Source organism: Novosphingobium sp. BL-S-32, from assembly GCF_056857055.1.
In genome coordinates, this window is the sequence record NZ_CM166476.1 from 1057867 (window position 1) to 1081335 (window position 23469).

23 protein-coding genes are annotated in these 23469 nt (G+C 64.8%); 11 read left to right on the forward strand and 12 right to left on the reverse strand.

Going from position 1 to position 23469, the window contains the following annotated elements; all coding sequences use genetic code 11:
* Positions 1-176: 176 nt before the first annotated feature.
* Positions 177-881 (reverse strand): hypothetical protein, encoded by a 705-nt coding sequence (locus tag AC1VVK_RS04840; RefSeq protein WP_482904596.1) that lies wholly within the window; start codon positions 879-881, stop codon positions 177-179.
* Positions 882-1034: 153 nt separating this feature from the next.
* On the opposite strand from AC1VVK_RS04840, the gene crcB reads away from it, so the two are divergent.
* The 6 genes from crcB to AC1VVK_RS04870 are packed head-to-tail and all read left to right on the forward strand — an operon-like array spanning position 1035 to position 4957.
* Positions 1035-1454, forward strand: coding sequence for a fluoride efflux transporter CrcB (gene crcB, locus AC1VVK_RS04845; protein ID WP_482904597.1), 420 nt, complete (start codon positions 1035-1037; stop codon positions 1452-1454).
* Positions 1451-2773 carry an RluA family pseudouridine synthase gene (locus AC1VVK_RS04850; RefSeq protein ID WP_482904598.1) on the forward strand — a complete coding sequence of 441 codons (1323 nt, stop codon included), beginning with the start codon at positions 1451-1453 and terminating at the stop codon, positions 2771-2773. The genes crcB and AC1VVK_RS04850 overlap by 4 nt, the downstream gene beginning before the upstream one ends.
* Positions 2773-3375 carry an FMN-binding negative transcriptional regulator gene (locus tag AC1VVK_RS04855; protein WP_482904599.1) on the forward strand — a complete coding sequence of 201 codons (603 nt, stop codon included), beginning with the start codon at positions 2773-2775 and terminating at the stop codon, positions 3373-3375. Before AC1VVK_RS04850 ends, AC1VVK_RS04855 begins: the two co-directional genes overlap by 1 nt.
* Entirely contained in the window at positions 3372-4022 is a 651-nt protein-coding gene (locus AC1VVK_RS04860) for an HAD-IA family hydrolase (protein ID WP_482904600.1), read from the forward strand. Before AC1VVK_RS04855 ends, AC1VVK_RS04860 begins: the two co-directional genes overlap by 4 nt.
* Positions 4019-4246: a hypothetical protein gene (locus tag AC1VVK_RS04865; protein ID WP_482904601.1), complete on the forward strand. Its 228-nt coding sequence runs from the start codon at positions 4019-4021 to the stop codon at positions 4244-4246. The genes AC1VVK_RS04860 and AC1VVK_RS04865 overlap by 4 nt, the downstream gene beginning before the upstream one ends.
* A gap of 12 nt (positions 4247-4258) precedes the next feature.
* Complete coding sequence (locus AC1VVK_RS04870) at positions 4259-4957, forward strand: ATP12 family chaperone protein (RefSeq protein WP_482904602.1); 699 nt, start codon at positions 4259-4261, stop codon at positions 4955-4957.
* A gap of 395 nt (positions 4958-5352) precedes the next feature.
* On the opposite strand, the gene AC1VVK_RS04875 is transcribed toward AC1VVK_RS04870, so the two are convergent.
* From AC1VVK_RS04875 to AC1VVK_RS04895, 5 genes are all read right to left on the reverse strand, one after another.
* Complete coding sequence (locus AC1VVK_RS04875; RefSeq protein ID WP_482904603.1) at positions 5353-5910, reverse strand: outer membrane protein; 558 nt, start codon at positions 5908-5910, stop codon at positions 5353-5355.
* 296 nt (positions 5911-6206) lie between these two features.
* Positions 6207-6881 carry an ABC-type transport auxiliary lipoprotein family protein gene (locus tag AC1VVK_RS04880; protein ID WP_482904604.1) on the reverse strand — a complete coding sequence of 225 codons (675 nt, stop codon included), beginning with the start codon at positions 6879-6881 and terminating at the stop codon, positions 6207-6209.
* Between the two features lie 11 nt (positions 6882-6892).
* Positions 6893-7831 carry an MlaD family protein gene (locus AC1VVK_RS04885; protein WP_482904605.1) on the reverse strand — a complete coding sequence of 313 codons (939 nt, stop codon included), beginning with the start codon at positions 7829-7831 and terminating at the stop codon, positions 6893-6895.
* A gap of 10 nt (positions 7832-7841) precedes the next feature.
* Complete coding sequence (locus AC1VVK_RS04890) at positions 7842-8795, reverse strand: ABC transporter ATP-binding protein (protein WP_482904606.1); 954 nt, start codon at positions 8793-8795, stop codon at positions 7842-7844.
* The gene (locus AC1VVK_RS04895) at positions 8792-9907 is read right to left on the reverse strand and encodes an ABC transporter permease (RefSeq protein ID WP_132386576.1); all 1116 of its coding nucleotides are present in this window, start codon (positions 9905-9907) and stop codon (positions 8792-8794) included. The genes AC1VVK_RS04890 and AC1VVK_RS04895 overlap by 4 nt, the downstream gene beginning before the upstream one ends.
* 186 nt (positions 9908-10093) lie before the next feature.
* On the opposite strand from AC1VVK_RS04895, the gene AC1VVK_RS04900 reads away from it, so the two are divergent.
* The 3 genes from AC1VVK_RS04900 to AC1VVK_RS04910 all read left to right on the forward strand — a co-directional run bounded on the left by AC1VVK_RS04900 (position 10094) and on the right by AC1VVK_RS04910 (position 15510).
* Positions 10094-12763 carry a valine--tRNA ligase gene (locus AC1VVK_RS04900; protein WP_482904607.1) on the forward strand — a complete coding sequence of 890 codons (2670 nt, stop codon included), beginning with the start codon at positions 10094-10096 and terminating at the stop codon, positions 12761-12763.
* Between the two features lie 561 nt (positions 12764-13324).
* Positions 13325-14071: a 7-carboxy-7-deazaguanine synthase QueE gene (locus AC1VVK_RS04905; protein ID WP_482904608.1), complete on the forward strand. Its 747-nt coding sequence runs from the start codon at positions 13325-13327 to the stop codon at positions 14069-14071.
* A gap of 8 nt (positions 14072-14079) precedes the next feature.
* Entirely contained in the window at positions 14080-15510 is a 1431-nt protein-coding gene (locus tag AC1VVK_RS04910; protein WP_482904609.1) for an MATE family efflux transporter, read from the forward strand.
* Positions 15511-15547: 37 nt separating this feature from the next.
* On the opposite strand, the gene AC1VVK_RS04915 is transcribed toward AC1VVK_RS04910, so the two are convergent.
* The 4 genes from AC1VVK_RS04915 to AC1VVK_RS04930 all read right to left on the reverse strand — a co-directional run bounded on the left by AC1VVK_RS04915 (position 15548) and on the right by AC1VVK_RS04930 (position 19665).
* Entirely contained in the window at positions 15548-17293 is a 1746-nt protein-coding gene (locus tag AC1VVK_RS04915) for an ATP-binding protein (RefSeq protein WP_482904610.1), read from the reverse strand.
* Positions 17294-17408: 115 nt separating this feature from the next.
* A complete protein-coding gene (locus tag AC1VVK_RS04920; RefSeq protein WP_132387427.1) occupies positions 17409-18128 on the reverse strand; it encodes a TIGR02186 family protein in 720 nt (239 codons plus the stop codon).
* Between the two features lie 41 nt (positions 18129-18169).
* On the reverse strand, positions 18170-19084 hold the full coding sequence (locus AC1VVK_RS04925; protein WP_482904611.1) for a sulfite exporter TauE/SafE family protein: 915 nt from the start codon (positions 19082-19084) through the stop codon (positions 18170-18172).
* 47 nt (positions 19085-19131) lie between these two features.
* On the reverse strand, positions 19132-19665 hold the full coding sequence (locus tag AC1VVK_RS04930) for a glycosyltransferase (RefSeq protein ID WP_482904612.1): 534 nt from the start codon (positions 19663-19665) through the stop codon (positions 19132-19134).
* 101 nt (positions 19666-19766) lie between these two features.
* Between AC1VVK_RS04930 and nhaA the strand changes: the two genes are divergently transcribed.
* On the forward strand, positions 19767-20975 hold the full coding sequence (nhaA, locus tag AC1VVK_RS04935; RefSeq protein WP_482904613.1) for a Na+/H+ antiporter NhaA: 1209 nt from the start codon (positions 19767-19769) through the stop codon (positions 20973-20975).
* Positions 20976-21009: 34 nt separating this feature from the next.
* Here the strand turns inward: nhaA and AC1VVK_RS04940 are convergent, their stop codons facing one another.
* Both AC1VVK_RS04940 and AC1VVK_RS04945 read right to left on the reverse strand, forming a co-directional pair.
* On the reverse strand, positions 21010-21438 hold the full coding sequence (locus AC1VVK_RS04940; RefSeq protein ID WP_482904614.1) for a VOC family protein: 429 nt from the start codon (positions 21436-21438) through the stop codon (positions 21010-21012).
* A gap of 194 nt (positions 21439-21632) precedes the next feature.
* Positions 21633-22409 (reverse strand): TorF family putative porin, encoded by a 777-nt coding sequence (locus tag AC1VVK_RS04945; RefSeq protein WP_482904615.1) that lies wholly within the window; start codon positions 22407-22409, stop codon positions 21633-21635.
* Positions 22410-22646: 237 nt separating this feature from the next.
* Here AC1VVK_RS04945 and AC1VVK_RS04950 point away from each other — a divergent pair, with 237 nt between their 5' ends.
* Complete coding sequence (locus tag AC1VVK_RS04950; RefSeq protein ID WP_482904616.1) at positions 22647-23441, forward strand: metallophosphoesterase; 795 nt, start codon at positions 22647-22649, stop codon at positions 23439-23441.
* The last annotated feature ends 28 nt before the right edge of the window (positions 23442-23469 follow it).

Consider the following 23469-nt stretch of genomic DNA (forward strand, 5'->3'; position numbering starts at 1 on the left):
TGCCTTGGGAAAACACGAAAATACGCCGAATCCCGTGGGAGGTCGGCTCGAAGTTGGGCGCCGCTAGCACCAACAGGGCTGCAAGGCAAGCTATCTCGGCTCAATTCGAGCCCGGAAAAGCGCCCTCCGCCGGGCACGGCGACCCGACGGAAGACTTTCTACACCATTAGCGCCGATCAGGCCAGTTGATCGACGATCAGGCCGGAAGCCGAGGCTTCGTTGATGCCGGAGGCCGAGTAAGTGCTGCTCGTACCCTGATTGTCCTTCAGATTCTGGATGAAGCTGAGGATCGCGTTGAGCGCGGTATCGGTGTCGTCGGTGGAATCGGTCGACGTCGTGGACGTGGTCGAATCGGTAGAGGTCGAATCGTCCGTATCGTCGCTGTCGTCGGTCGACTGCGTGCGGTGCGAGTGGTGTGCGCCATGGGCGCCGTGCGGGCCGCCCGCGCCGCCGGGACCACCGGGGCCGCCCGGGCCACCAGGACCGCCCATGCCTTCGACGCCGTCCTGCGTCTCGTCAGTGCCGGTCGAAGCGGCGGCATCCGTGGAAGCCGACGACGAGGCCGAAGGGCCCTGCGCGAACAGCGACTGAAGCGTGCTCGCCTGGTCGTCGGTCAGCGTACCTGCCGAAACCTGATCGGAAATCAGCGAATCGATGCGATCCTTCATCTGCGAGGGATCGAGGCGGCTGCCCGAAGTGCCGGAAGAACTGCCCGAACCCGACGTCAGCGAACTGTCGATCGAATCGAGCGCCGATTCCATGGCGCTGGCATCGGTATCGGTGATGGCGCCGTTGCTGACCGCAGAGGCGACCTTGTTGTCCATGTCCTTGCGGGGATTGAACAGAGCGCTGAGCGCGCTCGTGGCGGATGAGACTTGCATAGGATATCTCCTTGCGGAGTGGGGTCGCACCCGGGCTCTTTATAGAGGGCCATGCCCTGCAAACGGTCAAAGCGCGGACAAGTATCTGCACGGATGTCGAGCGGGGCTTCCACCACGATTGGAAATCCGTGCATTCGCGGCTAAGGCGGGCCCATGCCCCAACCCTCCTTCCTCCTCGCCTCCTGTCTGGTGGCGCTGGGCGGCGCGATCGGCTCATGGCTGCGCTTCGGCGTGGGCTATGGCTGGACCGTTCTGCTTGGCCCCACCCGCGCACTGGCGTTTCCCTACGGCACGCTCACCGTGAACGTCGTCGGCAGCCTTGCCATGGGCTTGCTGATCGGCTGGCTCGGCCGCGTCATGCCTGCTGGGACGGTGGGTGGAGAAAACCTGCGCCTTCTGCTAGGCGTCGGCGTGCTTGGGGGCTTCACAACATTTTCGTCCTTCAGCCTGGACACTGTCGCGCTTGCCCAGCGCGGCCATCCGGGCCTTGCCGTGTTTTACGTCGCGATTTCTCTGGCCGCCGGCCTCTGCGCGCTGTTCCTCGGCCTTACCTTGATGAGGAGCGCAGCATGAGCCGTGCCGATAATTCCGATTCCGTCCGCCAGTTCACCGTCGGCCACGACGACGAGGGCGTCCGCCTTGACCGCTGGTTCAAGCGCCATCTGCCGCAAGTCGGCTTTGCCATGGTCTCGCGCTGGGCGCGTACCGGCCAGCTGCGCGTCGACGGCAAGCGCGCCGATGTCGATACCCGCCTTTCCGCCGGGCAAGTCCTGCGCGTGCCCCCGGGCGGCGAGGCCAAGCCCGGCCTTGGCGCACCGCGTCCGCGCCGCGAACTGACCGAGGAAGAGATCGCGCTCGCCGATTCGATGGTCCTGACGCAGGACCGCGCGGCGATCGTGCTCAACAAGCCCCCCGGCCTTGCCACGCAGGGTGGTTCGGGCATGAAGGAGCATGTCGACGGCCTGCTCGACGCCTATGTCGACAAGGGCCCGCGCCCGCGCCTTGTCCACCGGCTCGACAAGGACACCTCCGGCGTCCTGCTGATCGCCCGCACGCCGGGCAGCGCCTCGTTCTTCTCCAAGCGCTTTTCGGGGCGCACCGCGAAGAAGATCTACTGGGCGCTGGTGGTGGGCGTGCCCAGCATCAACGACGGCATGATCGAACTGCCCATCGCCAAGCAGCCGGGCACCGGCGGCGAGAAGATGCATGTGGACGAGGAAGGCGGCCAGTCCGCCCGCACCCGCTACCGCGTGCTGGACCGTGCGGGCAACCGCGCGGCATGGGTGGAACTGCACCCGCTGACGGGCCGCACCCACCAGCTGCGCGTCCACATGGCGGCGATCGGCCACCCGATCGTCGGGGACGGCAAGTACGGCGGGCAGGAAGCGTTCCTGTCCGGCACGATCAGCCGCAAGATGCACCTCCACGCACGCCGCCTGATCATCGAGCATCCGGACGGCACCCCGCTGGACGTGACCGCCCCCCTGCCCGAGCACTTCGCCAATTCGATGGCCTCGCTCGGCTTCGACGAGGCGGACGGCGCCGAGCTGCCCGAAGGCCCGGCCGTGTTCGGCAAGGAAGACGAGAAGCGCGTCGCCAAGGCTCACGCCAAGCAGTACCGCAAGGAACGCCGCGGCGAACGCCGTTCGCGCCGTGACGGCGGCGCCGAACGCCCCGGCTCGCGCGGGAAGCCCAGTGGCAAGCCGGCAGGAAAGCCCGGTGGCAAGCCGAGCGGCCCGAAGGCCGGTCCGCGCAAGGCCGCAACCGGGAAGCCGGTCGCTGCCAAGCCGGGCGGCGTCCGCAAGCCTGCCGGCCCGGGCAGGCCCGGTGGCGGCACCGGCGGCAAGCCCGCCGGTCGTCCGGGTGGCGGCGCACCGCGCGGCAAGCGCTGATGCATCCCAACGCGCAGTTCCGTCCGGCCGACCGTACAATGGTCGAGACGCTGGTTGACGAGATCGGCTTCGGCATGGTCTTCGCAGCCACGCCGGACGGACCGCGCGTTGCCCATACGCCCCTGCTCCGGACCGGCGACGGCGCCGTGCAGTTCCATCTGGCGCGCGGCAACGCCCTCACCCGCCACATTGCCGATACGACCGTGCTGGCCGTGGTGAACGGGCCCGACGCCTATGTTTCGCCGCGCTGGTATGCCGATGGCGCGCAAGTGCCCACGTGGAACTACACCAGCGTCGAAATGGAAGGCCGCGTGCGCCGGATGGATGACGAAGGCCTGATTGGCCTGCTGGAAGCCCTGTCCGCCCGCAACGAAGCGCGCGTCAGCCAGGGCGAAGTCTGGACCATGGGCAAAGTGCCGCCCGGCCATCTCGCCAAACTCAAGGCCGGAATCGTCGGCTTCGAGATGGACGTGCAGGCTTGGCGGCCCACCTTCAAACTCTCCCAGAACAAGCCCGCGGACGAACGCGAACGCGTCGCGCTGGGGCTCGAAGCGGAGGGATCGCGCGCGATGGCGCAGCTTATGCGGGACCTTGTTGAATGAAACTCGCCATTTTCGATTGCGACGGCACGCTGGTCGACGGACAGGCGCCGATTTGCGAGGCCATGGAGGCGAGCTTTGCGGAATTCGGCCTCCCCGCACCCTCGCGCGGGCTGATCCGCCGCGCAGTCGGCCTTTCGCTGCCGCAGGCGATCCGCCAGCTCCTGCCCGAAAGCGACGAGGCGCAGCAGAACGCCATGGCCGAGGCCTACAAGCTGGCATTCCGCGCCGCGCGGGAGGAGGGCCGCGTCTCGCAGCCGCTGTTCCCCGGCATCGACGAGACGCTGCGCGCGTTGCATGGATCGGGCTGGACGCTCGGCGTCGCCACCGGCATGTCCGATCGCGGACTGACGCACTGCCTTGCCGCCAACGGCATCACCGACCTGTTCGTCACGCTCCAGACCGCAGACCGCCACCCATCCAAGCCGCATCCCGCGATGCTGGAGGAAGCGATCTTCGAGGCGGGGGCGCAAGCCAGCGAAACCGTGATGATCGGCGATACCGCCTATGACATGCGGATGGCGGTCAACGCCGGAACGCGCGGCATCGGCGTCGACTGGGGCTATCACCACCAGGAGGAACTGATCGCCGCCGGGGCGGAGATCGTCGTCGAAACCCCGCGCGCGCTGCTGGAGCACCTGATCGCATGACCACAAACGAGACCGATCCTGCCCGAGATCCTGCACGCAGGCGCTGGGCCACTATCCAGCTCGTCCGCATCTTCGGCGTCGCCTGCGTGGTGGGCGGCATGATGATCGGTTCGGGCAAGCTGAACCTCCCGCTCTGGGTCGGATATGTCCTCATCGCCAATGGCCTTGTCGACGTTTTCGTCATTCCCACCATGCTCGTGCGCAAATGGCGCAGCCAGAACTGACGGACATCTGAAGTGAAGCGTTTCTACAAGGAAGCAACCGTCTCCGGGACGGAAGACGGCTGGCGCGTGCTGCTCGACGGGCGCGGTATCAAGACCGCCGGCGGCCGCCCCCAAGTGGTTCCCACTCCGGCACTGGCCGAGGCGCTCGCCGCCGAATGGGCAACGCAGGGCGAGGAGATCGACCCGGGTACGTTCCCGCTGCGCGATCTGGCCGACTTCGCGGTCGATGTCGTCATCCCGGACCGCGCGCTCGCGGTGCGCGAGATCCTGCCCTATGCCGAGACCGACACGCTCTGCTACCGCGCCGATCCCGAGGACGCGCTGTACACGCGGCAATTCGCGGTGTGGGAGCCCTTGCTGGCCGCTGCCGAGCAGCGCCACGGCCTGCGCTTCACGCGCGTTTCGGGGATCGTCCACAAGGCACAGCCCGCCGAGACGCTGGCGCAACTGGAAGCCACGCTTGGAGCGCAGGACGCCTTCACGCTGGCGTCGCTGAAGATGCTGTCCAGTCTGGCCCACTCGCTGGTGGTAGCGCTGGCGGCCATCGAGCCCGGCGCCGACGCCGAAGCGCTGTGGAAGGCCGCCAATCTGGAGGAGGACTGGCAGGTCGAACTCTGGGGCGAGGACTGGGAAGCCGCCGAACGCCGCGCTGCGCGCTTTGCCGCCTTTACGCTGGCGATGGACTTTGTCCGATTGGCTCGGGCGGGCTGAACCGCTGGGTTTTGTCGCAAGAAAAGCGGGGTCCCCGCCTTCGCGGGGACGACGGAGTTTTTTTGCGAGAAGCTCGCGTGACCCCGCCGGGGAATATCTTGGGAAGGTGCGGAGACCGGCTGTCCGCATCCGAGGGAATTTCAGCCTCGCCGGAACGATAGAGTTGGCACCACCTGCCACAACGACGTGACAGGAAAAGCCTCCCAAAAGGCGCGATGATCTGTTGTCCGCACAAGCCAACCAACAGCCCGTCATCCCCGTGAAGGCGGGGATCCCGCTTCTCTTGCGGCGGAGAGCGAGCCTATAAAAACAGGAAAACCCGCCCCGGCTGAACCGGAGCGGGCATCCCTCACGGAGCACGGCGTTGCCGCCGTGCCTTCCCGCTCTTCTTGAGATCAGAACTTCACGCCGAGACCGGCCAGCGCGTAGTGGCGGCTGACGCCCTTCTCGTAGTTCGAGTAGTTGTACTCGACCTTGCCGAACAGGTTGCCGCCGAAATCGTGCTCGAAACCGGCGCCGACGCGGAAGCCGTCGACGTTGGTACCGGCGCTATCCTTGTTCACGCCGTCGTCGTAAGTCGCGCGCAAACGGGCGTTGGTGTAGCCGCCAAGGACGTAAAGCTTGGTGTCGGCACCGACATTGGTGCCCACGCGGGCGATGACGGCAAGGTCGCGACCGGCGCGGACGCAAAGCTTGTCACCGGCGGAGAGCAGGTCGTGCTCGCATTCCTTGGTGGTGCTGTCCGAAACGCTGGCCTGGATGCCGAAGAACAGCGCTTCGCGGGCCTGCACGTCGTAGCCGGCGGCCACGCCATAAGTCAGGCCTTCCGACGATCCGCCATTGACGGAAACGCTGTCGAGCCCGGTCTGAGCCTGGACATAGGCCTGCGCGTTGGCAGCGGCCGGAACGGCAAAAAGGGCGGCGGCAGCGCCGAGAAGGGCGATCTTGTTCATGGTATGCTCCTGCATTCTACTTGCCCCGCAACATTCGTGGCGGCGAGGTCGGGGGCCGAATACAGGCCGGGGATTCCCTTTCAACTTAAAGACTTGAAATATGTCGTCACAAAACTGCCATAGTGACAAAGGTGTCACAATAAGGCCTGACGCCATCACGCCAGAATGGCGAAAACCCGCGGTTGATATGAAAATTCGCAAAAACCATAAATGCGGCGGAAATTTATTTTCCGCCGCATCCGCCAAACCCGCCCAAGCGATCGGCAAAAGACGTCAAATCTTGCGAATAATGTCTTTTACTGCCCGGCGGGCGCCGTTGCTTCACCTTTTACCCAGTCTGCGACCTGCTTTGCCACATCGTTGGCGGCCCGGTTCAGCGCGGGCGCGACATCGGCGACATCGGGCTTCACGTTGGGCACGGCCGCCTCGAAGCGGCGAGTGGTGATCGGGCCGCCCCGTTCGGCGCGGGTCGCATCGAAGCGGACGATGACCGAGCGGGTGGGCACGTCATAGCCCATGTCCAGCAGGCGCCCGCCGATCAGGGTGCGGCCGGTGGTCTCGAAATCGCCGCCCACGACGACCAGCTTGCCGGTGCGCGCGCGCAGCGTCTCGGCCAGCAAGGTGCGCATCTGCCGCGCGGGCCGCTCGGTCCAGAATGCGTCCTTGAGGTAGGACAGGCTGGACGCGTCGATCTTCACCGGCACGCGCGGCGTGTCGAGGCTGCGATCGAAATCGGGATCGAGCACGACGATGGCATCGGCCACCTGGCCGCTCACTTGCGTGCCCGCAGGCGCGCTATCGTCCGGTGTCAGACGGATCAGCTGCTCCGGCGGCTTGGCGCCAAGGCTGATGCAGCCGGGAAGCGCCAGGCAGGCCGCAAGGGCAAGCGCACCTCCCAGCATCCGGCCACCGGGAAGCCCGCCACTGGAGCCCCTGCCCCCGTCCGTCTTTGCGCTTTGCATCTCGACCATCGTCGCCCTCATCATGGCTTGTAGGTGGGCAGCTTCTGCCCCTTGAGCAGCGCGCCGGCGCCCTGATCGTCAATCTTCTCGGTCACCGCGCGCAGGGCCCGGCTAGTCGCCTGAAGATCGCGGATGGCAAATTCGGCGGCGGGCAGCGTCTGGTTCGAAACCTTGTCGAACGCGGGCTGCGCGTGCTCCAACGTCTGGTTCAGCGTATCCATCGACTTCTGCGCCGAGGCCAGCGTCTGGCGCAGCTGATCGGCCAGCGAGCTGCCCTGATCGCCCAGCAGACTGTCCGCCTTGCCCGCCACGCCTTCGAACGCGGCCAGCGTGCGCGTCGCCTGATCGAGTGTCGACTGCAACTGTTGCAGCGTCTGCTTCACCTGCGGCGTCGCCTGCGAGATGTCGTGCGTCATCTTGTCGGTATTCTTGAGAATGCCGGTGATCGAACGCCGGTTCTCTTCGGACAGCAACAGATTGAGGTTCTCGGTCAGCGTTGCCAGCCGTTCGAGCAGCAGCGGCGCGTTCGAGAGGATCTCGCCCAGCCCGCCCCGCTTCGTCGGGATCACCGGCACGCCTTCGGGGCCGGGCTCGGTGAGCAGCGGCGCGCCCTTGACCGCGCCTTCAAGCTGGATGTCGGAAACGCCGGTGAAGCTGCCCTGGATCGTGGCGGTGGTACCCACCGTCACGGGCACTTTCTTGTCGACGCGGATGCGCACGCGCACGAAGCTCGGGTCCTGCGGCCAGAGTTCGATCTCCCGGATCTGTCCGACCGGAACGCCCGCGAAATCGACGCCCGATCCGCGCGAGAGGCCGTCCACCGACTGCTTGAAGAAGATGTCGAACTCGTTGCGCGCGCCTTCGTTCAGGCGGGCGATCCAGATGATGAACGCCGCGAGCGCTGCCAGCAGCACCAGCGTGACCGCTCCGACCCAGACGTGATTGGCCCGTGTTTCCATGCTTGGTGCCTTATGCTCCCGGCTCGTTTGAATCGTTACCGGAATTATTGTTGGCCGAAGAATCGTCGGCCGAATTGTTGTCGCCGGAGGTTTCGCCGGACGGTGCGGGCGTGATCATCGCCTCGGCCGCATCCTCCTCCGCGATTTCGTCCCGCGCGCCCAGCGCCGCGCGGCCGCGCGGGCCGTTGAAGTATTCCTGGATCCACGGATGATCGAGCGCGAGCAGTTCGGGGATCGTCCCCACCGCGATCACCTGCTTGTCCGCCAGCACCGCCACGCGGTCGCAGATGGCGTGGAGCGTATCGAGGTCGTGGGTGATCAGGAACACCGTAAGGCCCAGCGTTTCCTTGAGCCCGCGCGTCAGCCGGTCAAACGCGGCAGCCCCGATCGGATCGAGCCCGGCCGTCGGTTCGTCAAGGAACAGCAGTTCGGGATCGAGCGCCAGCGCGCGCGCCAGCCCGGCGCGCTTGCGCATGCCGCCGGAAAGCTCGCTGGGATACTTGTACGCCGTGTCCTCAGACAGGCCGGCAAGCCGCACCTTGAAGCGCGCGATCTCTGCCCGCAGTTCGTCGCCGATCTCCGGGAAGAACTGCTTGAGCGGCACTTCGACGTTCTCACCCACCGTCAGCGTGGAGAACAGCGCGCCGCCCTGGAACAGCACGCCCCAGCGCGAACGCAAATCGACATCGTCTTCCTCGTCGGCGGATTCGTCGATGCTGTGGCCCAGCACGGTGATCTTGCCCGCATCGGGCTGCTGGAGCCCGATGATCGAGCGCATCAACACCGACTTGCCGGTGCCCGAGCCGCCGACCACGCCGAGAATCTCGCCCTTGCGGACCCTGAGCGAGAGATTCTCGTGAATCACATGCTCACCGAAGGCATTGCGCAGCCCTTCGACCACGATCGGGCAATCGTCAGGCTGTCCGTCCTGCGCCTGCGGGCATTCGGTTTCGGTTTCGGTCATGCCCAGCCGATCTTGGTGAAGAAGATCGCGAAGAAAGCGTCGAGCACGATCACGGTGAAGATGGCCGTGACCACCGCCTGCGTGGTGCGCTGGCCCACTTCCTCTGCGTTCGATTTCACCTGCATGCCCTGATAGCAGCCCGCCAGCGCCACGATCAGCGCGAAGACGGGAGCCTTGAGCAGGCCTACCCAGACGTCGGTGATCGGCACCACTTCCTGCGTGCGCTTGAGGAAGGTCCAGAACGGAATGTCGAGCGCGAAGTTCGAGATCGTGGCGCCGCCGATGATCGCCAGCACCGTGGAATAGAAGCCCAGCAGCGGCATCATCAGCATCGTCGCCAACACGCGCGGTACCACCAGCGCCTGCATCGGCGAGACGCCGATGGTGCGCATGGCGTCCACTTCCTCGGTCAGCTTCATCGTGCCGATCTGCGCCGCGAAGGCAGAGCCCGACCGGCCCGCGACCATGATCGCGGTCATCAGGATGCCCAGTTCGCGCATGGCAAGGCGGCCGGTGAGGTTGATCGTATAGATCTCCGCCCCGAACTGGGCGAGCTGCACCGCGCCCTGCTGGGCGATGACGATGCCGATCAGGAAGCTCATCAGCCCGATGATCCACAGCGAATTGATGCCCACATACTGCATGTGGAACACCAGCGCCGTGCCGCGCAGGCGCGAGGGATGGCGGATCGCGGCGCCCAGCGCCAGAATCAGTTCGCCCAGAAATCCGGTCGCGCGGACGAAGCCCTTGCCCCAGTTGACCACCAGATCGCCGAATTCGCCCAGCGTGCGGATCAGCAATCCGGGCTGCGTCTCGACTTGCGGTTCGTCAACCGGCAGGCGGCCGATCGCGGCAAACAGGTTCCGCGCGGATTCGCTTTCGCCTGTGATTTCAAGCTTGTGCCGGCTGGCATAGTGGCTGACGAGCCAGGCGCCGGTCGTGTCGATGTCGGTCACGCCGGACATGTCCACCCGGTCGAACGGCCCATCCAGCTGCGCCAGCTTGGCATCGAGATTGCCCAGCGAATGGACGCAAAGCGGCCCCTTCAGCGCAACCGTGCGAACGCCGTCCTGGTCGCCTTGCGACAGAGTGAATTCAGCCCATTCCCGCATGTGCGCTCGTATTGGGGGAAAATGCCTGCACCGGCAAGGGGTTCCCCCGATGCGACGGATTGTTCATTTCGCAATTGCGGGGTTTTGTCGGGTGCGCTCGTCACATCCGTGACGCGCTTGCGGCACCAGCCCACTCCCCCACCCAATACTTGCGCGCGAAACGCGCAACTGGCAAAGCGCCGCGCCATGACCGACACTCCAGAAGCCGCTCCCGAAACCGCCCCTGAAATCGGGCTGGACAAGACCTTCGACCCTGCCCAGATCGAGGCGAAGTGGTATCAGCATTGGGAAAGCGAAGGGCTGTTCCGCCCCGAGCGTGCCGACGCGCAGCCGTTCACCATCGTGAACCCGCCGCCGAACGTCACCGGATCGCTCCACATCGGCCACGCGCTGGACAACACGCTGCAGGACATCGTGATCCGTCACGAGCGCCTGAAGGGCAAGGACGCGCTCTGGGTGGTCGGCACCGACCATGCCGGCATCGCCACCCAGATGGTGGTCGAACGCCAGATGGAAGCCAAGCAGGACAAGCGCGCCAACTACACGCGTGAGGCTTTCATTGAGAAGGTCTGGGAATGGAAGGCCGAATCCGGCGGCACCATCACCGGCCAGCTGCGCCGCCTCGGCTGCTCGATGGACTGGAGCCGCGAGCAGTTCACGATGGATCCGCACTTCACCAAGGCCGTGGTCAAGGTCTTCGTGGACCTGCACAAGCAGGGCCTGATCTATCGCGACAAGCGCCTGGTGAACTGGGACCCCAAGTTCCGCACCGCCATTTCCGACCTTGAGGTCGAAACGCGCGAAACCAACGGCCACTTCTGGCACATCAAGTATCCGCTTTCGGACGGCTCGGGCCATATCCACGTCGCCACCACCCGCCCGGAAACAATGCTGGCCGACATGGCCGTCGCGGTGAATCCCGAGGACGAGCGCTACAAGGAACTGCTGGCGCGCGGCGCCACGGTCACCCTGCCGCTGACCGGTCGCGAGATTCCCATCGTCGCGGACGAGCACGCCGATCCCGAACTGGGCTCGGGCGCGGTGAAGATCACCCCGGGTCATGACTTCAACGATTTCGAGGTTGGCAAGCGTGCGGGCTTCAAGGCCGGCGACATGCTCAACATGCTCGATGCCGATGCCAAGGTCTGCCAGACGCAGGACGGCCTTGTGCCCGCGCAGTTCATCGGCATGGACCGTTTCGAGGCACGCAAGGCGATCGTTGCCTTCCTCGAAGACGACGGCCTGCTCGAAAAGGTCGAGGATCGCGTGATCCAGACCCCGTTCGGCGACCGCAGCGGCGTGGTGATCGAACCCTGGCTGACCGATCAGTGGTACGTCGATGCGCAGACGCTGGCCGGCCCGCCGATGGAAGCCGTCCGCTCCGGCGCGATCGAGATCGTTCCCAAGACCTGGGAAAAGACCTTCTTCAACTGGATGGAAAACATCCAGCCCTGGTGCGTCTCGCGCCAGCTCTGGTGGGGCCACCGCATCCCGGCATGGTACGCGGAAGACGGCGAGATCTTCGTGGCCGAGACCGAGGAAGAGGCACAGGCGCAGGCCGGCAACAAGAAGCTGACCCGCGACAACGACGTGCTAGACACCTGGTTCTCCTCCGCGCTCTGGCCTTTCGCGACGCTCGGCTGGCCTGATGAAGATGCCCCGCTGCTGAAGAAGCACTACCCGAACGACCTGCTGGTTTCCGGCTTCGACATCCTGTTCTTCTGGGATGCGCGCATGGCCATGCAGGGCATTCACTTCATGAAGGAAGTGCCGTGGAAGCGGCTCTACCTCCATGGTCTGGTGCGTGCTGCCGACGGCCAGAAGATGTCGAAGTCCAAGGGCAACGTGGTCGATCCGCTGGGCCTGATCGACAAGTACGGCGCCGACGCGCTGCGCTTCTTCATGGCCGCCATGGAAAGCCAGGGCCGCGACGTGAAGATGGATGAAAAGCGCGTCGAGGGTTACCGCAACTTCGCCACGAAGCTGTGGAACGCCGCGCGTTTCTGCCAGTCCAACGGCATCGTCGCCAGCACCTCGATCAAGGCGCCCGCAGCCACGTCCGCCGTCAACAAGTGGATCATCGGCGAAGTCGTCGAAACCGTCGCCGCGCTGGACAAGGCCATGGCCGACCTGCGCTTCGACGCGGCCGCCAACGCGATCTACCACTTCGTGTGGAACCAGTTCTGCGACTGGTACATCGAACTCATCAAGGGCAACTTCGACGAAGAGACCAAGGCCGTTGCCGGGTGGGTGCTCGACCAGATCCTCGTCATGCTCCACCCTTTCATGCCCTTCGTCACCGAAGAGCTGTGGAGCAAGATGGGCACGCGCGATCAGGACCTGATCGTCGCCGCATGGCCCGCGCCGGAAGCTTCGGTTGATGCCGAAGCCAAGGCCGAAGTCGAATGGCTGATCGCGCTGATCGGCAACTTGCGCGGCGCCAAGTCCGAACTCGGCATCGCACCGGGCGCGCGCCTCACTGCCTATGTCGCCGATCCCTCCGACGCGACCCGCGCGGTGATCGGCCGCAACGGTACCGTGATCGACCGTCTGGCGCGTCTGGACGCGATTCTGTTCGAGGCCGCTCCGGCCGGCGCCGCCATACAGGTGGGCGCGGGCGACGCGACGCTGGCGATCCCGCTGGAAGGCGTGATCGACATCGCAGCGGAAAAGGCCCGTCTGGAAAAGGCCATGGCCGCTTCGGTCAAGGAACGGGACTCGCTCGACAAGCGTCTGGGCAACCCGGCCTTCGTCGAGAAGGCCAAGCCCGAGGCGATCGACAAGGCGCGTGCGGATCATGCCCACCACTCGGCCGAAGCCGAGCGTCTGGCTGCGGCGCTGGCACGACTGGGGTAAGATCAAGCGGAGGGAGGCGGGGCTAAGCCAACACCGCTCCCCCTCGTCGCCCCCGCGAAGGCGGGGGCCCCGCTTTTCTCGTTTCACGCGGAGGGACAGTGCAGCAATCCACCTCTCCGTGCCTCCGCGCCTCCGCGTGCAAAAAAGAAGAGGGATCCCCGCCTTTGCGGGGATGACGTAGTGAATATGATCAGTCGGACATGTGGAAATGCTCTGAATGCGCTCGAAAATCCCACACCGACCTTCGTCATTGCGAGCGTAGCGAAGCAATCCAGCGCAGTGCCGCGCTGGATTGCTTCGCTACGCTCGCAATGACGAAGACAGTTCAGTCAATTCCATATTCCGTTAAAAGCGGAATTGTTGCCAATCCCGACTGTCATCCCGAATTCGTTTTCCTACCCCGCGCGCATCTGACACTTTTCCGCGCATGACCACCCTGCTTTCCTCACGATTCCAGCCACAAGGTGACACCTCCGACGCAAGGTGACACTTTTTGCTCTGGACCGTGTAAACTGTGTCAACCTCACCCCTCAAAACCGTAACCTTATACCGAGACCATCCGTGAAGCTTGCGCTTGCCACCACCACTCCCGGCGAACCCGAAGTGTTCGCTTCGCTTCAGGGCGAAGGGCCCAGCATGGGGCGGCCGAGCACGTTCGTGCGGCTGTCGCGCTGCAACCTCGCCTGCCAATGGTGCGACACCGCCTACACTTGGCGCTTCACCGGCGATAACCGCTTCCACCGCGACGATCTGGCGTTCGAGCGCAAGGCCAATCAGGTCATGGCCGAGGAAGCCGACGTGGCGCGCATGGTGGCCGACCTGCCGCCAGACCGGCTGGTGATCACGGGCGGCGAGCCGCTGCTTCAGGGCGCGCAACTGGCAAAGATGCTGGCCGCGCTCGACGAGATCCGCCCCGGAATGCATGTCGAGATCGAGACCAATGGCTCGGTCGCCCCGCATGCCAGCCTCGATGCACGGGTCCAGCAGTACAATGTCAGCCCCAAGCTGGCGCACAGCGGCAATCCGGCAGAACTGGCGCTGGTGCCCGAACGGCTGACGGCATGGGCGGCGGACCGGCGCGCCTACTTCAAGTTCGTGGTGGCCGAGCCTGCCGATGTCGCCGAAGTCGAGGCCCTTAGGGATACTTACGCAATCCCCCGCGAGCGGCTATTCCTGATGCCCGAAGGACGCTCCAGCGATGTCATCAGGCAACGCTCGGGTTGGCTCTCGGATTTATGCATGCGTGAAGGCTATCGCTTCACAGACCGCCTGCACATCCACATCTGGGGCGATACGCGGGGCACGTAAGGGGACACATGAACGAAGCATCGCCAATTCCGGCCGGCGAGACCGAGCCCGAGGAAGCACCTCCGCCTCCACAGATGGCGCGGATGAAGGGCGACCTGACGCAAGGTCCAATCCTGAAGACGCTGCTGCTGTTCTCCGTCCCGATGCTGATCTCGAACGTCCTCCAGACGCTCAACGGATCGGTCAATGCGATCTGGGTCGGGCGGCTGCTGGGCGAAAGCGCGCTGGCGGCCACCGCCAACGCCAATATCATCATGTTCCTGATGATCGCGCTGGTGTTCGGTTTCGGCATGGCGACCACCGTGCGTGTCGGCCAGCACTTCGGCGCGCGGCAGATCGATGCGGCGCGCCGAACGTTCGGTTCGGGCGTGGGCTTCTGCACTTTGCTCGCGGTGATCTGCGGGCTTGGCGGCTGGTTCGGGGCGGATTCCCTGCTCCATACGCTGGGCACGCCCGAGGCCAGCCGGATCGAGGCACTGGCGTACCTGCGCGTGATCTTCGTGACGCTGCCGCTCGGCTCGCTGTCGCTGATGGTTTCCATGGGCATGCGCGGCGCGGGCGATTCCAAGACGCCGCTCTATGCGATGATCCTGACCGTGGCGCTGGACGTGATCCTGAACCCGCTGCTGATCATCGGCCCCGGCCCGCTGCCCTCGCTGGGCATTGCCGGATCGGCGCTCTCCACCGCTTTCGCGAACTTCGCAGGGCTGCTTTTCCAGGTCTGGCGGATCTACCGGCAGGACCTGCCGATGCGCCTGCGCGGCGCGGAGCTGGGCTACCTGATCCCGCGCGGCAGCGAGCTGAAGTACGTGATCCTCAAGGGCCTGCCGATGGGCGCGCAGATGCTGCTGGTGTCCTCTGCCGGGCTCATCATGGTCAGCCTCGTCAACAAAGAAGGGCTGCATTCGGCAGCAGCCTACGGTGCCTCGCTCCAGCTCTGGAACTACTTGCAGATGCCCGCCTTCTCGATCGGCTCGGCGGTCAGCGCGATGGTCGCCCAGTCGCTAGGCGCGCATGACCACAAGCGCGTGGGCAAAGTGACGGGAATTGGCCTTGTCACCAATCTGGCGATGTCGCTGGTGCTGGCGGCGCTGATCGTGCTGTTCGATCATCCGCTGCTGGCGCTGTTCCTCGGCGGCAACAGCCCGGCGATGCCGATCGCGCAGAACATTCAGGTCATCTGCACGGCATCGTTCGTGATCGTGTCGATCACCATGATCCTGACCGGCACGATGCGCGCTTACGGCGCGGTGGTCGCACCGTTGGTGATCATGTTCCTTGGCCTCTATCCGGGCCGCCTTGGCTTCTACTTCCTCGCCTATCCGCTGATCGGCAGCCAGGCGCTGTGGTGGTCCTACCCGGTCGGCTCGACGCTGACCGTAGCCATGACCGTCGGCTACTATCGCTGGGGCAAGTGGCGCGCAGCGTTCGATCTTTGAGAAACTCCTCCCCTGCAAGGGGAGGACACAAGGACCATCACCGCCCTTGCGCACGCCACCGCTGGACCGTGCGCAGAACGGCCTCCTCCTCGCCGCCGGAGCTGTTCCACAGCTCGGTGAACGAGGGGTCGGCCGAGGCTGGGCGCTTGTATTCCTCAAGCTCGTCGAACGAAACGCGGACCGGGATCGCCACGCCCTCGCCGCAGATGATGCACTCGCGGTTGCGCAGCGCCGGGATCGAATCGAGGAACCCCCGCGCGCCTTCGGGCATCGCCGCACGCACGAAGGCCTGGTCGCGGTCGTTGTTGAGCCGCATCGAGATGATCGTGCCGCACTGCGACAGCACGCCCTCGGCAAGGTCCGACGGACGCTGGGTAATGAGCCCCAGCGAGATGCCGTACTTGCGCCCCTCCTTGGCGATGCGCGACAGGATGCGGCCAACCGACGAGCCATCGGCGTTCTTCTCGTTCGGCACGTAGCGATGCGCTTCCTCGCAGACGAGCAGGATCGGCTGCGTCTTCTCCTCGCGCCCCCAGATCGCATAGTCGAAGACCATGCGGCTGAGCACGGCAACCACGGTGCTGGTGATGTCCGAAGGCACGCCCGAAACGTCGATGATCGAAATCGGCCGCCCCCGCGAAGGCAGGCGGAAGATCTTGGCGATGAACTCCGCCATCGTATCGCCCACCAGCATGCCCGAGAACATGAACTGATAGCGCGGATCGCCCTTCATCTCGTCGAGCTTGTTCTTGATGCGCACGTAAGGCGCGCTCGAATGGCCCTTGTCGAGCTTGCCCATGTGGTTGTTGAGAATGTTGGACAAGTCCGACAGCAAGTAGGGGATCGGCGAATCCACGGTGATCTTGCCCAGTTGTTCGGCGAGCCGGTTGCGCGAGCGCGCTTCCAGCAGGCACTTGGCTAGGATCTCGCAGTCGAGCTGACGGTCGTCCCCGCGCGCCGTCAGCAGCGTCTCGCAGTGCTCCTCGAAGTTCATCAGCCAATAGGGCATCTGGAGGTTCGAGACATCGAGGATCACGCCGGTATTGCGGAACGCGGACGCGTACTCACCGTGGGGGTCGATCATGATGATGTGACCCTCGGGCGCATGCTGGCAGATGCGGTGGAGGATCAGCGCGGCGCTGGTCGACTTGCCGGTCCCGGTGGAGCCCAGCAGCGCGAAGTGCTTGCCCAGCAAGGCGTCGATGTAAAGGCCGGCGCGGATGTCCTTGGTGGGATAGACATTGCCGATCTGGATCGCGCTGCGCCCGTCGCTGGCATAGATCTGGCGCAAATCCTCGGTGGTGGCCGGATAGACCAGCGAACCCGGCGAGGGATAGAAGGTAACGCCGCGGCGGAAACCGTGGATGCGGCCGGTCAGGCGCTCCTCGCTCCCCTCGCCCAGGAAGTCCGCCTCGGCAACGATGCCGCCGGGGATCTTGCTGTCGCTCTTCTGGTTGCGGATGCTGGCGAGCAGCCAGCCGTTGCCGACGCGGATCTTGACCTGACTGCCCACTTGCCCGGACTGCGCGACCGAAGGATCGCCATCCTTCATGACCTCGCTCAGCCGGTTGATGTCGAGCGCGATGCGGGTGCCCGCGCCGGAAATTTCGAGGATGACGCCGATCGGTTCGCGCCCGGTATCCAGTCGCGGTGCCTGCCGCTGCGGGGCGGCTTGAGGCTGCCCCTGGGGATGGGGCGCGGCAGATCCCGGCTGCGCGGTCGCCGACCCGGCCTGCGGCGCCCGTGTGGGATCGAAGCCTTCCATCTGCATCTGATTCATCATGCCCCCAAAAGTCCTTGGCGCTTGGAGAGCTATGACCGCGCAGTTAATTTCCGGCTAAAATCGCACTAATACGAAAGGCTCATAGTCCGTTTGAAAAATGCCCAAAGGGCCATTTTTAGCGCATCGCGAAAAGCCGGCCCGCAAGCCAGCCCATGCCCACAGAGACAGCGACTGCCAGCAGGCCATAGGCAAAGCCGTAATTCTCCGCAAAATCGGCGATGGCCCGCTCGACGCCGAGCTTGCGCACTTCCACCTGACTGCTGGCGGAGGCCACCACCCGGCCATTGGAAATGGCGAAAGTCTCCGCCGTATAAGTGCCGGTCGGCACGCGCGAGGGCAGGCCGATGCGCGCCTGATAAAGCACTTGCTCGCTCACTTTCACCCCGCCCTCATCCTCCCGGTAGAGGCCGTTGCGGCGGTTGAGATCGACCAGTCCGCCCGCGAAACGCGCCTGCTCGTCAGGATCGATCGCGCCGATCGGCGAAAGCTGCAACCACTTGAGCCCGAGTTCGTAGATCGCCGCCGTCTTGTCGTCGACGATCTTGGCGATCGGGCGGGTGGAGGCGATCGCGTAATAGGATGGTGCCGAACGCAGTTCGGTGCTGTCGGCATTGATCCAGATCCCGGCCACCTTCCGCTTCTGGCGCAGGACGATGGACTGGGTCGGCCCCTTCAACACGACAACGATGTCGTAATATTGCGCGGCGCGCGATCCCTCGGGAGTGAGGATGGCGCCGAACAACAGCAGTTCGGTCCCAGTGAAGCCCTGCTGCAACGCCACCTCGTGCTGCGAGACTTCGGGCACCAGAATGGGATCGCGAGAGCCGCCCAACATGAGCAGCGCCACAATGGCGAAAGCAGAGGCGGCCGCGGCCCTCACAGCGGCGCCACCGTGAATATCTCGTCAGGCCGATAGCCAAGTCCGATCGCCATGCGCCCCGCCACCAACAGCACGACCACGGCCAGGATCAGGCGCAATTTCACCGGACTGGCCTTCTGCGCGAATTGCGCGCCCAACTGCGCTCCCGTGACCGATCCGATCAGCAGGAGCGAGGCCAGCACCAGGTCGACCGCATGGGTGGTCATCGCGTGCATCATGGTCGTGGCGATGGTGGTGAAAAGAATCTGCCACAGCGACGTGCCGACCACCACATTGGCGCTCATGCCAAGGATGTAGAGCATCGCCGGAACCAGAATGAAGCCGCCGCCGATCCCCATCAGCATGGTCAGGATGCCCGTGGCGATCCCCAGCAGCAGCGGTGCCAGCGGCGAAATATAGAGCCCTGAGCGATAGAAGCGCCAGCGCATCGGCAGACTTGCGACCATCGGGTGATGGCGGCGCTTGCGCGCGGCAATCGGTACGCCGCTACGCTCAGCGCGGATGCCCTGAATGCTCTCGTTGGCCATGAGGCTGCCGATGGAGCCGAGCATGACCACGTAGAGGATATTGATGACGGTATCGATCTGGCCCAACCGGGCGAGGAAGTTGAACAGCACCGCCCCGATCCCGGTGCCGACAATGCCGCCCACCACCATCACGGTGCCCATCAGGTAATCCACGCCGCCGCGCTTGGCGTGGGCGAACACGCCGGAAACGCTGGCCCCGGTCACCTGGCTGGCCGCCGAGGCAGCGGCCACCGTCGGCGGGATGCCGTAGAAGATCATCAGCGGCGTCGTCAGAAAGCCGCCGCCCACGCCGAACATCCCCGACAGGATCCCTGTCAGTGCGCCCAGACCAACGATGACCAGCCCGTTGACCGAGAGATTGGCGATGGGAAGATAGACATCCATGCGAGCTATCTCGCTACCGCAGCGCGGTGGCCGAGAAAAGCAGCGAATCAGAAACCTGCGGAAAGAGTGAGCGCGGGGCCCGAGCCCGGTTCGGCATCCCCCGCGACGCGGAAGCGCCAATCGACGCCGACGCGGCCGTTCACTCCGCGCGCCAGCGGCAGTGCGACGGTGGTCGGGCCATGCCGCGAATGGATGACCAGCCGGATTCGCGGATCCTGCCCGGCACCTTCCATGGCCGCCGCAAGCGTCGCCGGATCGTTCGCGTAACAGCCGACGTAGAGGCGAAAACCCTGCACCGGCCATGCTTCGATCGCGTGGCGCAAGGTATGGCCGATCACCGCTTCCTCGCGCCAGCACGCTATGAAAATCGCGGCGCGGCCGATCAGCGGCGCCTCGCAAGCCTCCTGAGACAGACGCGTGCTGCGTCCCTTTCCGGCCAATTGCAGCCGCAGCCAGACAATATCCGTCGCCAGATCGTCGCAGGCGCCCAGCAAAAGCCAGAACGCGGTGAAGAGCAGCAGTTCCTGCTCCATATACTGCAGACAGACCGCAGCCTGCCCAATCACATACGCTGATCCCACGGTGCCCCCCATCGGCGCCGGCTCATCACCCCCTGTGATCTCCGCGCCTTGGGCAGGTTTGCCGGCTTGCATCCCCGTCAAGTCTGCCCGAAACAGGACTTATGAGTTCGGACCGAAATTTGGCCAATGAATTGGCGTTCCGTTTCACAAAGTTAATAAGAGGTGACGCAACCGCGGGAATTTTGCTGATCCTTGTGGCCGTATTGGCGCTTTTGACGGCCAATTCCGCGCTTGGTCATGGTTACCATGCGCTGTTTCATCACCCGCTCGCCTGGAGCCCGGTAGCGAGACTCGACACACTTCACGCGTGGATCAACGACGCGCTCATGGCGGTGTTCTTCTTCGTCGTCGGGCTGGAGATCAAGCGTGAGGTTCTTGACGGAGAACTCTCGAACCCGGCCCGGCGCCGCCTGCCGGTGCTGGCTGCGTTCGCGGGCATGGCCACGCCCGCGCTGATCTATCTCGCCACCGCCGGGATCTCGCTGCCAGCGCAGCGCGGATGGGCGATCCCGGCCGCGACCGACATCGCTTTCGCCGTGGGCGTGCTGGCGCTGCTGGGGCGCCGCGTGCCGGCCGCGCTGCGCCTGTTCCTGCTAACCGTGGCCATCGTCGACGATCTGGGCGCCGTGGCGGTGATCGCGCTGTTCTACACCGCGCGGATCGACGCCGGCTGGGCCATCGCGGCAGTGGCGGTGCTGGTGGCACTGCTCGCCTGCGGACGGCTGCGCGTGCCTTACGTCGCGGTATATCTGCTGCTGGGATTGGCTCTGTGGTTCTGCGTGCTGAATTCGGGGATCCACGCCACCGTCGCGGGCGTTCTGCTGGCCTTCACGATCCCGCTGCGCCCGCTGCGTGGCAAGTCGATGCTGCTGCGGCTGGAGCACGCGCTGGCGCCGTGGAACAGCTTCGTGATCGTTCCCCTGTTCGGCTTTGCCAATGCCGGCGTGGCACTGGCGGGAATCGGGTTTTCGGGGCTTCTCAGCCCAGTGCCGCTGGGCGTGGCGCTGGGACTGTTCCTTGGCAAGCAGATCGGCATCTTCTCGGCCATCGTGCTGTCCGACCGGCTCGGTTTTGCACCGCGCCCGGAAGGCGCCAGCTGGGTTCAGCTTTGGGGCATGGCCGTATTGTGCGGAATCGGCTTCACGATGAGCCTGTTCATCGGCGCCCTCGCCTTCCCGCAATCCCCGGAACTGGTGGAGGAGGCGAAGCTGGGCGTGCTGGCAGGATCGCTGCTCTCATCGCTGCTGGGCTATGCGATCCTGCGACTGGCAAAGCCGCTGCGGCGGGACTCGAAGCCGGTCGCGGCCTGACGCCGCTGCCGCTCCGCGTCCCGCCTTCGGGCAATTACCAGGAACCGACGTTCGGCATCGACGCCCAAGGCTCAGCGGGTTCGAGGCGGCCGTCCTGGAGCAGTTCCACGGAGATGCCGTCGGGCGTCCGTACGAAAGCCATGTGTCCGTCGCGCGGCGGGCGGTTGATGATCACGCCGGCATCGGCCAGCGTCTGGCAGGTGGCGTAGATGTCATCGACCTGGAAGGCGAGATGGCCGAAATTGCGGCCTCCGCTGTATTCCTCGAAAGAACCGTCCTCGGCAGGCCAGTTGTACGTCAGCTCGACTTCGGACTCTTCGCCCGGAACGGCGAGATAGATCAGCGTGAAACGCCCCTGCTCGCTCGAAAAGCGGCGCGTTTCCTTCAGGCCGATGAGTTCGAAGAAGGCGATCGTCGACTCGGGATCGGTCACGCGGATCATGGTGTGAAGATACTTGGTCACGGGCAGTCCTTAGCGGAGGGAGAGTGCGGCGCGCCATTACGGCGTCTGCGCAGCGCATACGATAGACCAGACCGCGCCTGCCGCTCCACCTCGTTCTTGCGTCACGGCAGCAAACGGCGCCGTTGGGCACGAAAAACCCGCCCGGAATGCTCCGGGCGGGTCTTCCCGCGAAATGGGTTTCGCCTGCCGTCAGGTCAGAACGAAGCGGTCAGCGTGCCAACCACGGTATCGTCGGTATAGCCGTCGATCGAAACGCCGCTGACGCCGATGTAGCTGACGCCCACCGAAAGCGGACCGTACACGGTCATCGAAGCGCCGATCGAGAAGTCCATACCGGTCTTGTCGTTGAACGACCGCGTACCGACGCAATAATAGCAGGGCGACAGGACGCCGTCGGTATAGCCCAGGTGGCCCGAGATGGTGACCGGGGTCTTCGGAACCGCGAAGTCGATGTTGCCGTAGAGGTACAGGTTGTCCGAGTGGAAGCCGTCGTTATCGAGCAGGCCCTTCTGCTTCCAGGCATAGGCAAGGCCAGCCTTCAGCTTGGCCGGACCGACCGCGTAAGACACCGAAGCGTAAGGCTCCCAGTAGTTCGCGTCGCCCACGTGGCCGCTCGGATAGACGTAGTAGAGGATGCCGCCGTCAAGCGTCAGGCCACCGCCCACATTGCCCGTCCAGCCCGCGATGAGGTCGAGTTCCTGATCGCCATAGACGTCGCCGCCATGGATCGAGGACGACCAGGTGCTGACATAGACGCCGCTCCTGTGCGAAACGGTGATGCCGCCCTGGATGGCCGGATCGCCGTTCGAAAGCGATACGCCGCGGAAGCGGTAATCGGTGGTGAGCGCAACGTTGCCGGTGACGGTGAAGTCCTTGGGAGGCGCAGCTTCGTCAGCAAAGGCGGGCGTTGCAGCGAGCGCGGAGCCCGCGAGGAGAGTCGCGGCGATGGCGCCACGGACGGACATAAGCATGTTCATTCCCTCACAAATTCTTTTTGGTGCTTGTTCCCGCCTGCACTTTCACCGCACGCCTCGTTTTGGGCGCAACTTGCGACAGCACAATAATGCTGCATCGCACCAAGGTCGTGCACAAGTAAAATTTCGTTTAAGCAACAATCAGGAAACGAAGTGTGGACTTTTTGCCACTCGCACATGCAGCACGCCCCGCGCTTGCCGTGGCGGTGATCGCGGCGTACACCTCGACACCGGATGTTTGCCAAAATCAGAAATCTCGTTGCCCGTCCCGCCAAGCAAAGGACACCGAAGCTCCCGCCGGGCCAGCGCGTCTATGCCGTTGGAGACATTCACGGCAGGCTCGATCTCTTCGAAGGGCTCATCGCCGCGATCGAACGTGACGACGCGGCACGGGGCGAGGCGGTCAGCGATGTCATCCTGCTGGGCGACCTGATCGACCGTGGCCCCGCCAGCGCCGGCGTGATCGATCGCGCTCGCCGCTGGTCGCGCGAACGCCGCGTTGAATTCATCCAGGGCAATCACGAGGAAATGCTGCTGGTCGCCGCCCGCAAGCTTGAGGCGTTCCGCAGCTTCCTCAAGTTCGGCGGCCGTGAGACGATCATCTCTTACGGAGTCGACCCCGATTTCGCGATGGAAGCGGGGATGGAGGAACTCCAGCTGGCCATGCTGGACGCCATTCCGCAGGACGATTTCGATTTCCTCGACAGTTTCGAGAAGATGGTGCGCATCGGCGACTATCTCTTCGTCCATGCCGGGGTGCGCCCCGACACGCCGCTGGACCACCAGCTCGGCCACGATTGCCGCTGGATTCGCGAGCCGTTCCTCACGCATGACGGTGATTTCGGCGCCGTGGTGGTGCACGGTCACACGATCACGGAAGCCCCGGAAATCCGCGCCAACCGCATCGGCATTGATACCGGCGCCTATATCCACGGCACGCTGACCGCGATCGGCCTTGAGGGCGAAAACCGCTGGTTCATCCAGGCGCGCGACGAAGGCGGCGGCATCTCGATCCAGATCGCCGCGTAAAGTCCCAGCCCCAAGACGGGGTGGGGAA

Bases quoted from the DNA above. Each gene is read 5' to 3' on its own strand.
- AC1VVK_RS04840 (WP_482904596.1), bottom strand. From the start codon at position 881: ATGCAAGTCTCATCCGCCACGAGCGCGCTCAGCGCTCTGTTCAATCCC.
- crcB (WP_482904597.1), top strand. From the start codon at position 1,035: ATGCCCCAACCCTCCTTCCTCCTCGCCTCCTGTCTGGTGGCGCTGGGC.
- AC1VVK_RS04850 (WP_482904598.1), top strand. From the start codon at position 1,451: ATGAGCCGTGCCGATAATTCCGATTCCGTCCGCCAGTTCACCGTCGGC.
- AC1VVK_RS04855 (WP_482904599.1), top strand. From the start codon at position 2,773: ATGCATCCCAACGCGCAGTTCCGTCCGGCCGACCGTACAATGGTCGAG.
- AC1VVK_RS04860 (WP_482904600.1), top strand. From the start codon at position 3,372: ATGAAACTCGCCATTTTCGATTGCGACGGCACGCTGGTCGACGGACAG.
- AC1VVK_RS04865 (WP_482904601.1), top strand. From the start codon at position 4,019: ATGACCACAAACGAGACCGATCCTGCCCGAGATCCTGCACGCAGGCGC.
- AC1VVK_RS04875 (WP_482904603.1), bottom strand. From the start codon at position 5,910: ATGAACAAGATCGCCCTTCTCGGCGCTGCCGCCGCCCTTTTTGCCGTT.
- AC1VVK_RS04880 (WP_482904604.1), bottom strand. From the start codon at position 6,881: ATGGTCGAGATGCAAAGCGCAAAGACGGACGGGGGCAGGGGCTCCAGT.
- AC1VVK_RS04885 (WP_482904605.1), bottom strand. From the start codon at position 7,831: ATGGAAACACGGGCCAATCACGTCTGGGTCGGAGCGGTCACGCTGGTG.
- AC1VVK_RS04890 (WP_482904606.1), bottom strand. From the start codon at position 8,795: ATGACCGAAACCGAAACCGAATGCCCGCAGGCGCAGGACGGACAGCCT.
- AC1VVK_RS04895 (WP_132386576.1), bottom strand. From the start codon at position 9,907: ATGCGGGAATGGGCTGAATTCACTCTGTCGCAAGGCGACCAGGACGGC.
- AC1VVK_RS04900 (WP_482904607.1), top strand. From the start codon at position 10,094: ATGACCGACACTCCAGAAGCCGCTCCCGAAACCGCCCCTGAAATCGGG.
- AC1VVK_RS04910 (WP_482904609.1), top strand. From the start codon at position 14,080: ATGAACGAAGCATCGCCAATTCCGGCCGGCGAGACCGAGCCCGAGGAA.
- AC1VVK_RS04915 (WP_482904610.1), bottom strand. From the start codon at position 17,293: ATGATGAATCAGATGCAGATGGAAGGCTTCGATCCCACACGGGCGCCG.
- AC1VVK_RS04920 (WP_132387427.1), bottom strand. From the start codon at position 18,128: ATGTTGGGCGGCTCTCGCGATCCCATTCTGGTGCCCGAAGTCTCGCAG.
- AC1VVK_RS04925 (WP_482904611.1), bottom strand. From the start codon at position 19,084: ATGGATGTCTATCTTCCCATCGCCAATCTCTCGGTCAACGGGCTGGTC.
- nhaA (WP_482904613.1), top strand. From the start codon at position 19,767: ATGAGTTCGGACCGAAATTTGGCCAATGAATTGGCGTTCCGTTTCACA.
- AC1VVK_RS04945 (WP_482904615.1), bottom strand. From the start codon at position 22,409: ATGCTTATGTCCGTCCGTGGCGCCATCGCCGCGACTCTCCTCGCGGGC.
- AC1VVK_RS04950 (WP_482904616.1), top strand. From the start codon at position 22,647: ATGTTTGCCAAAATCAGAAATCTCGTTGCCCGTCCCGCCAAGCAAAGG.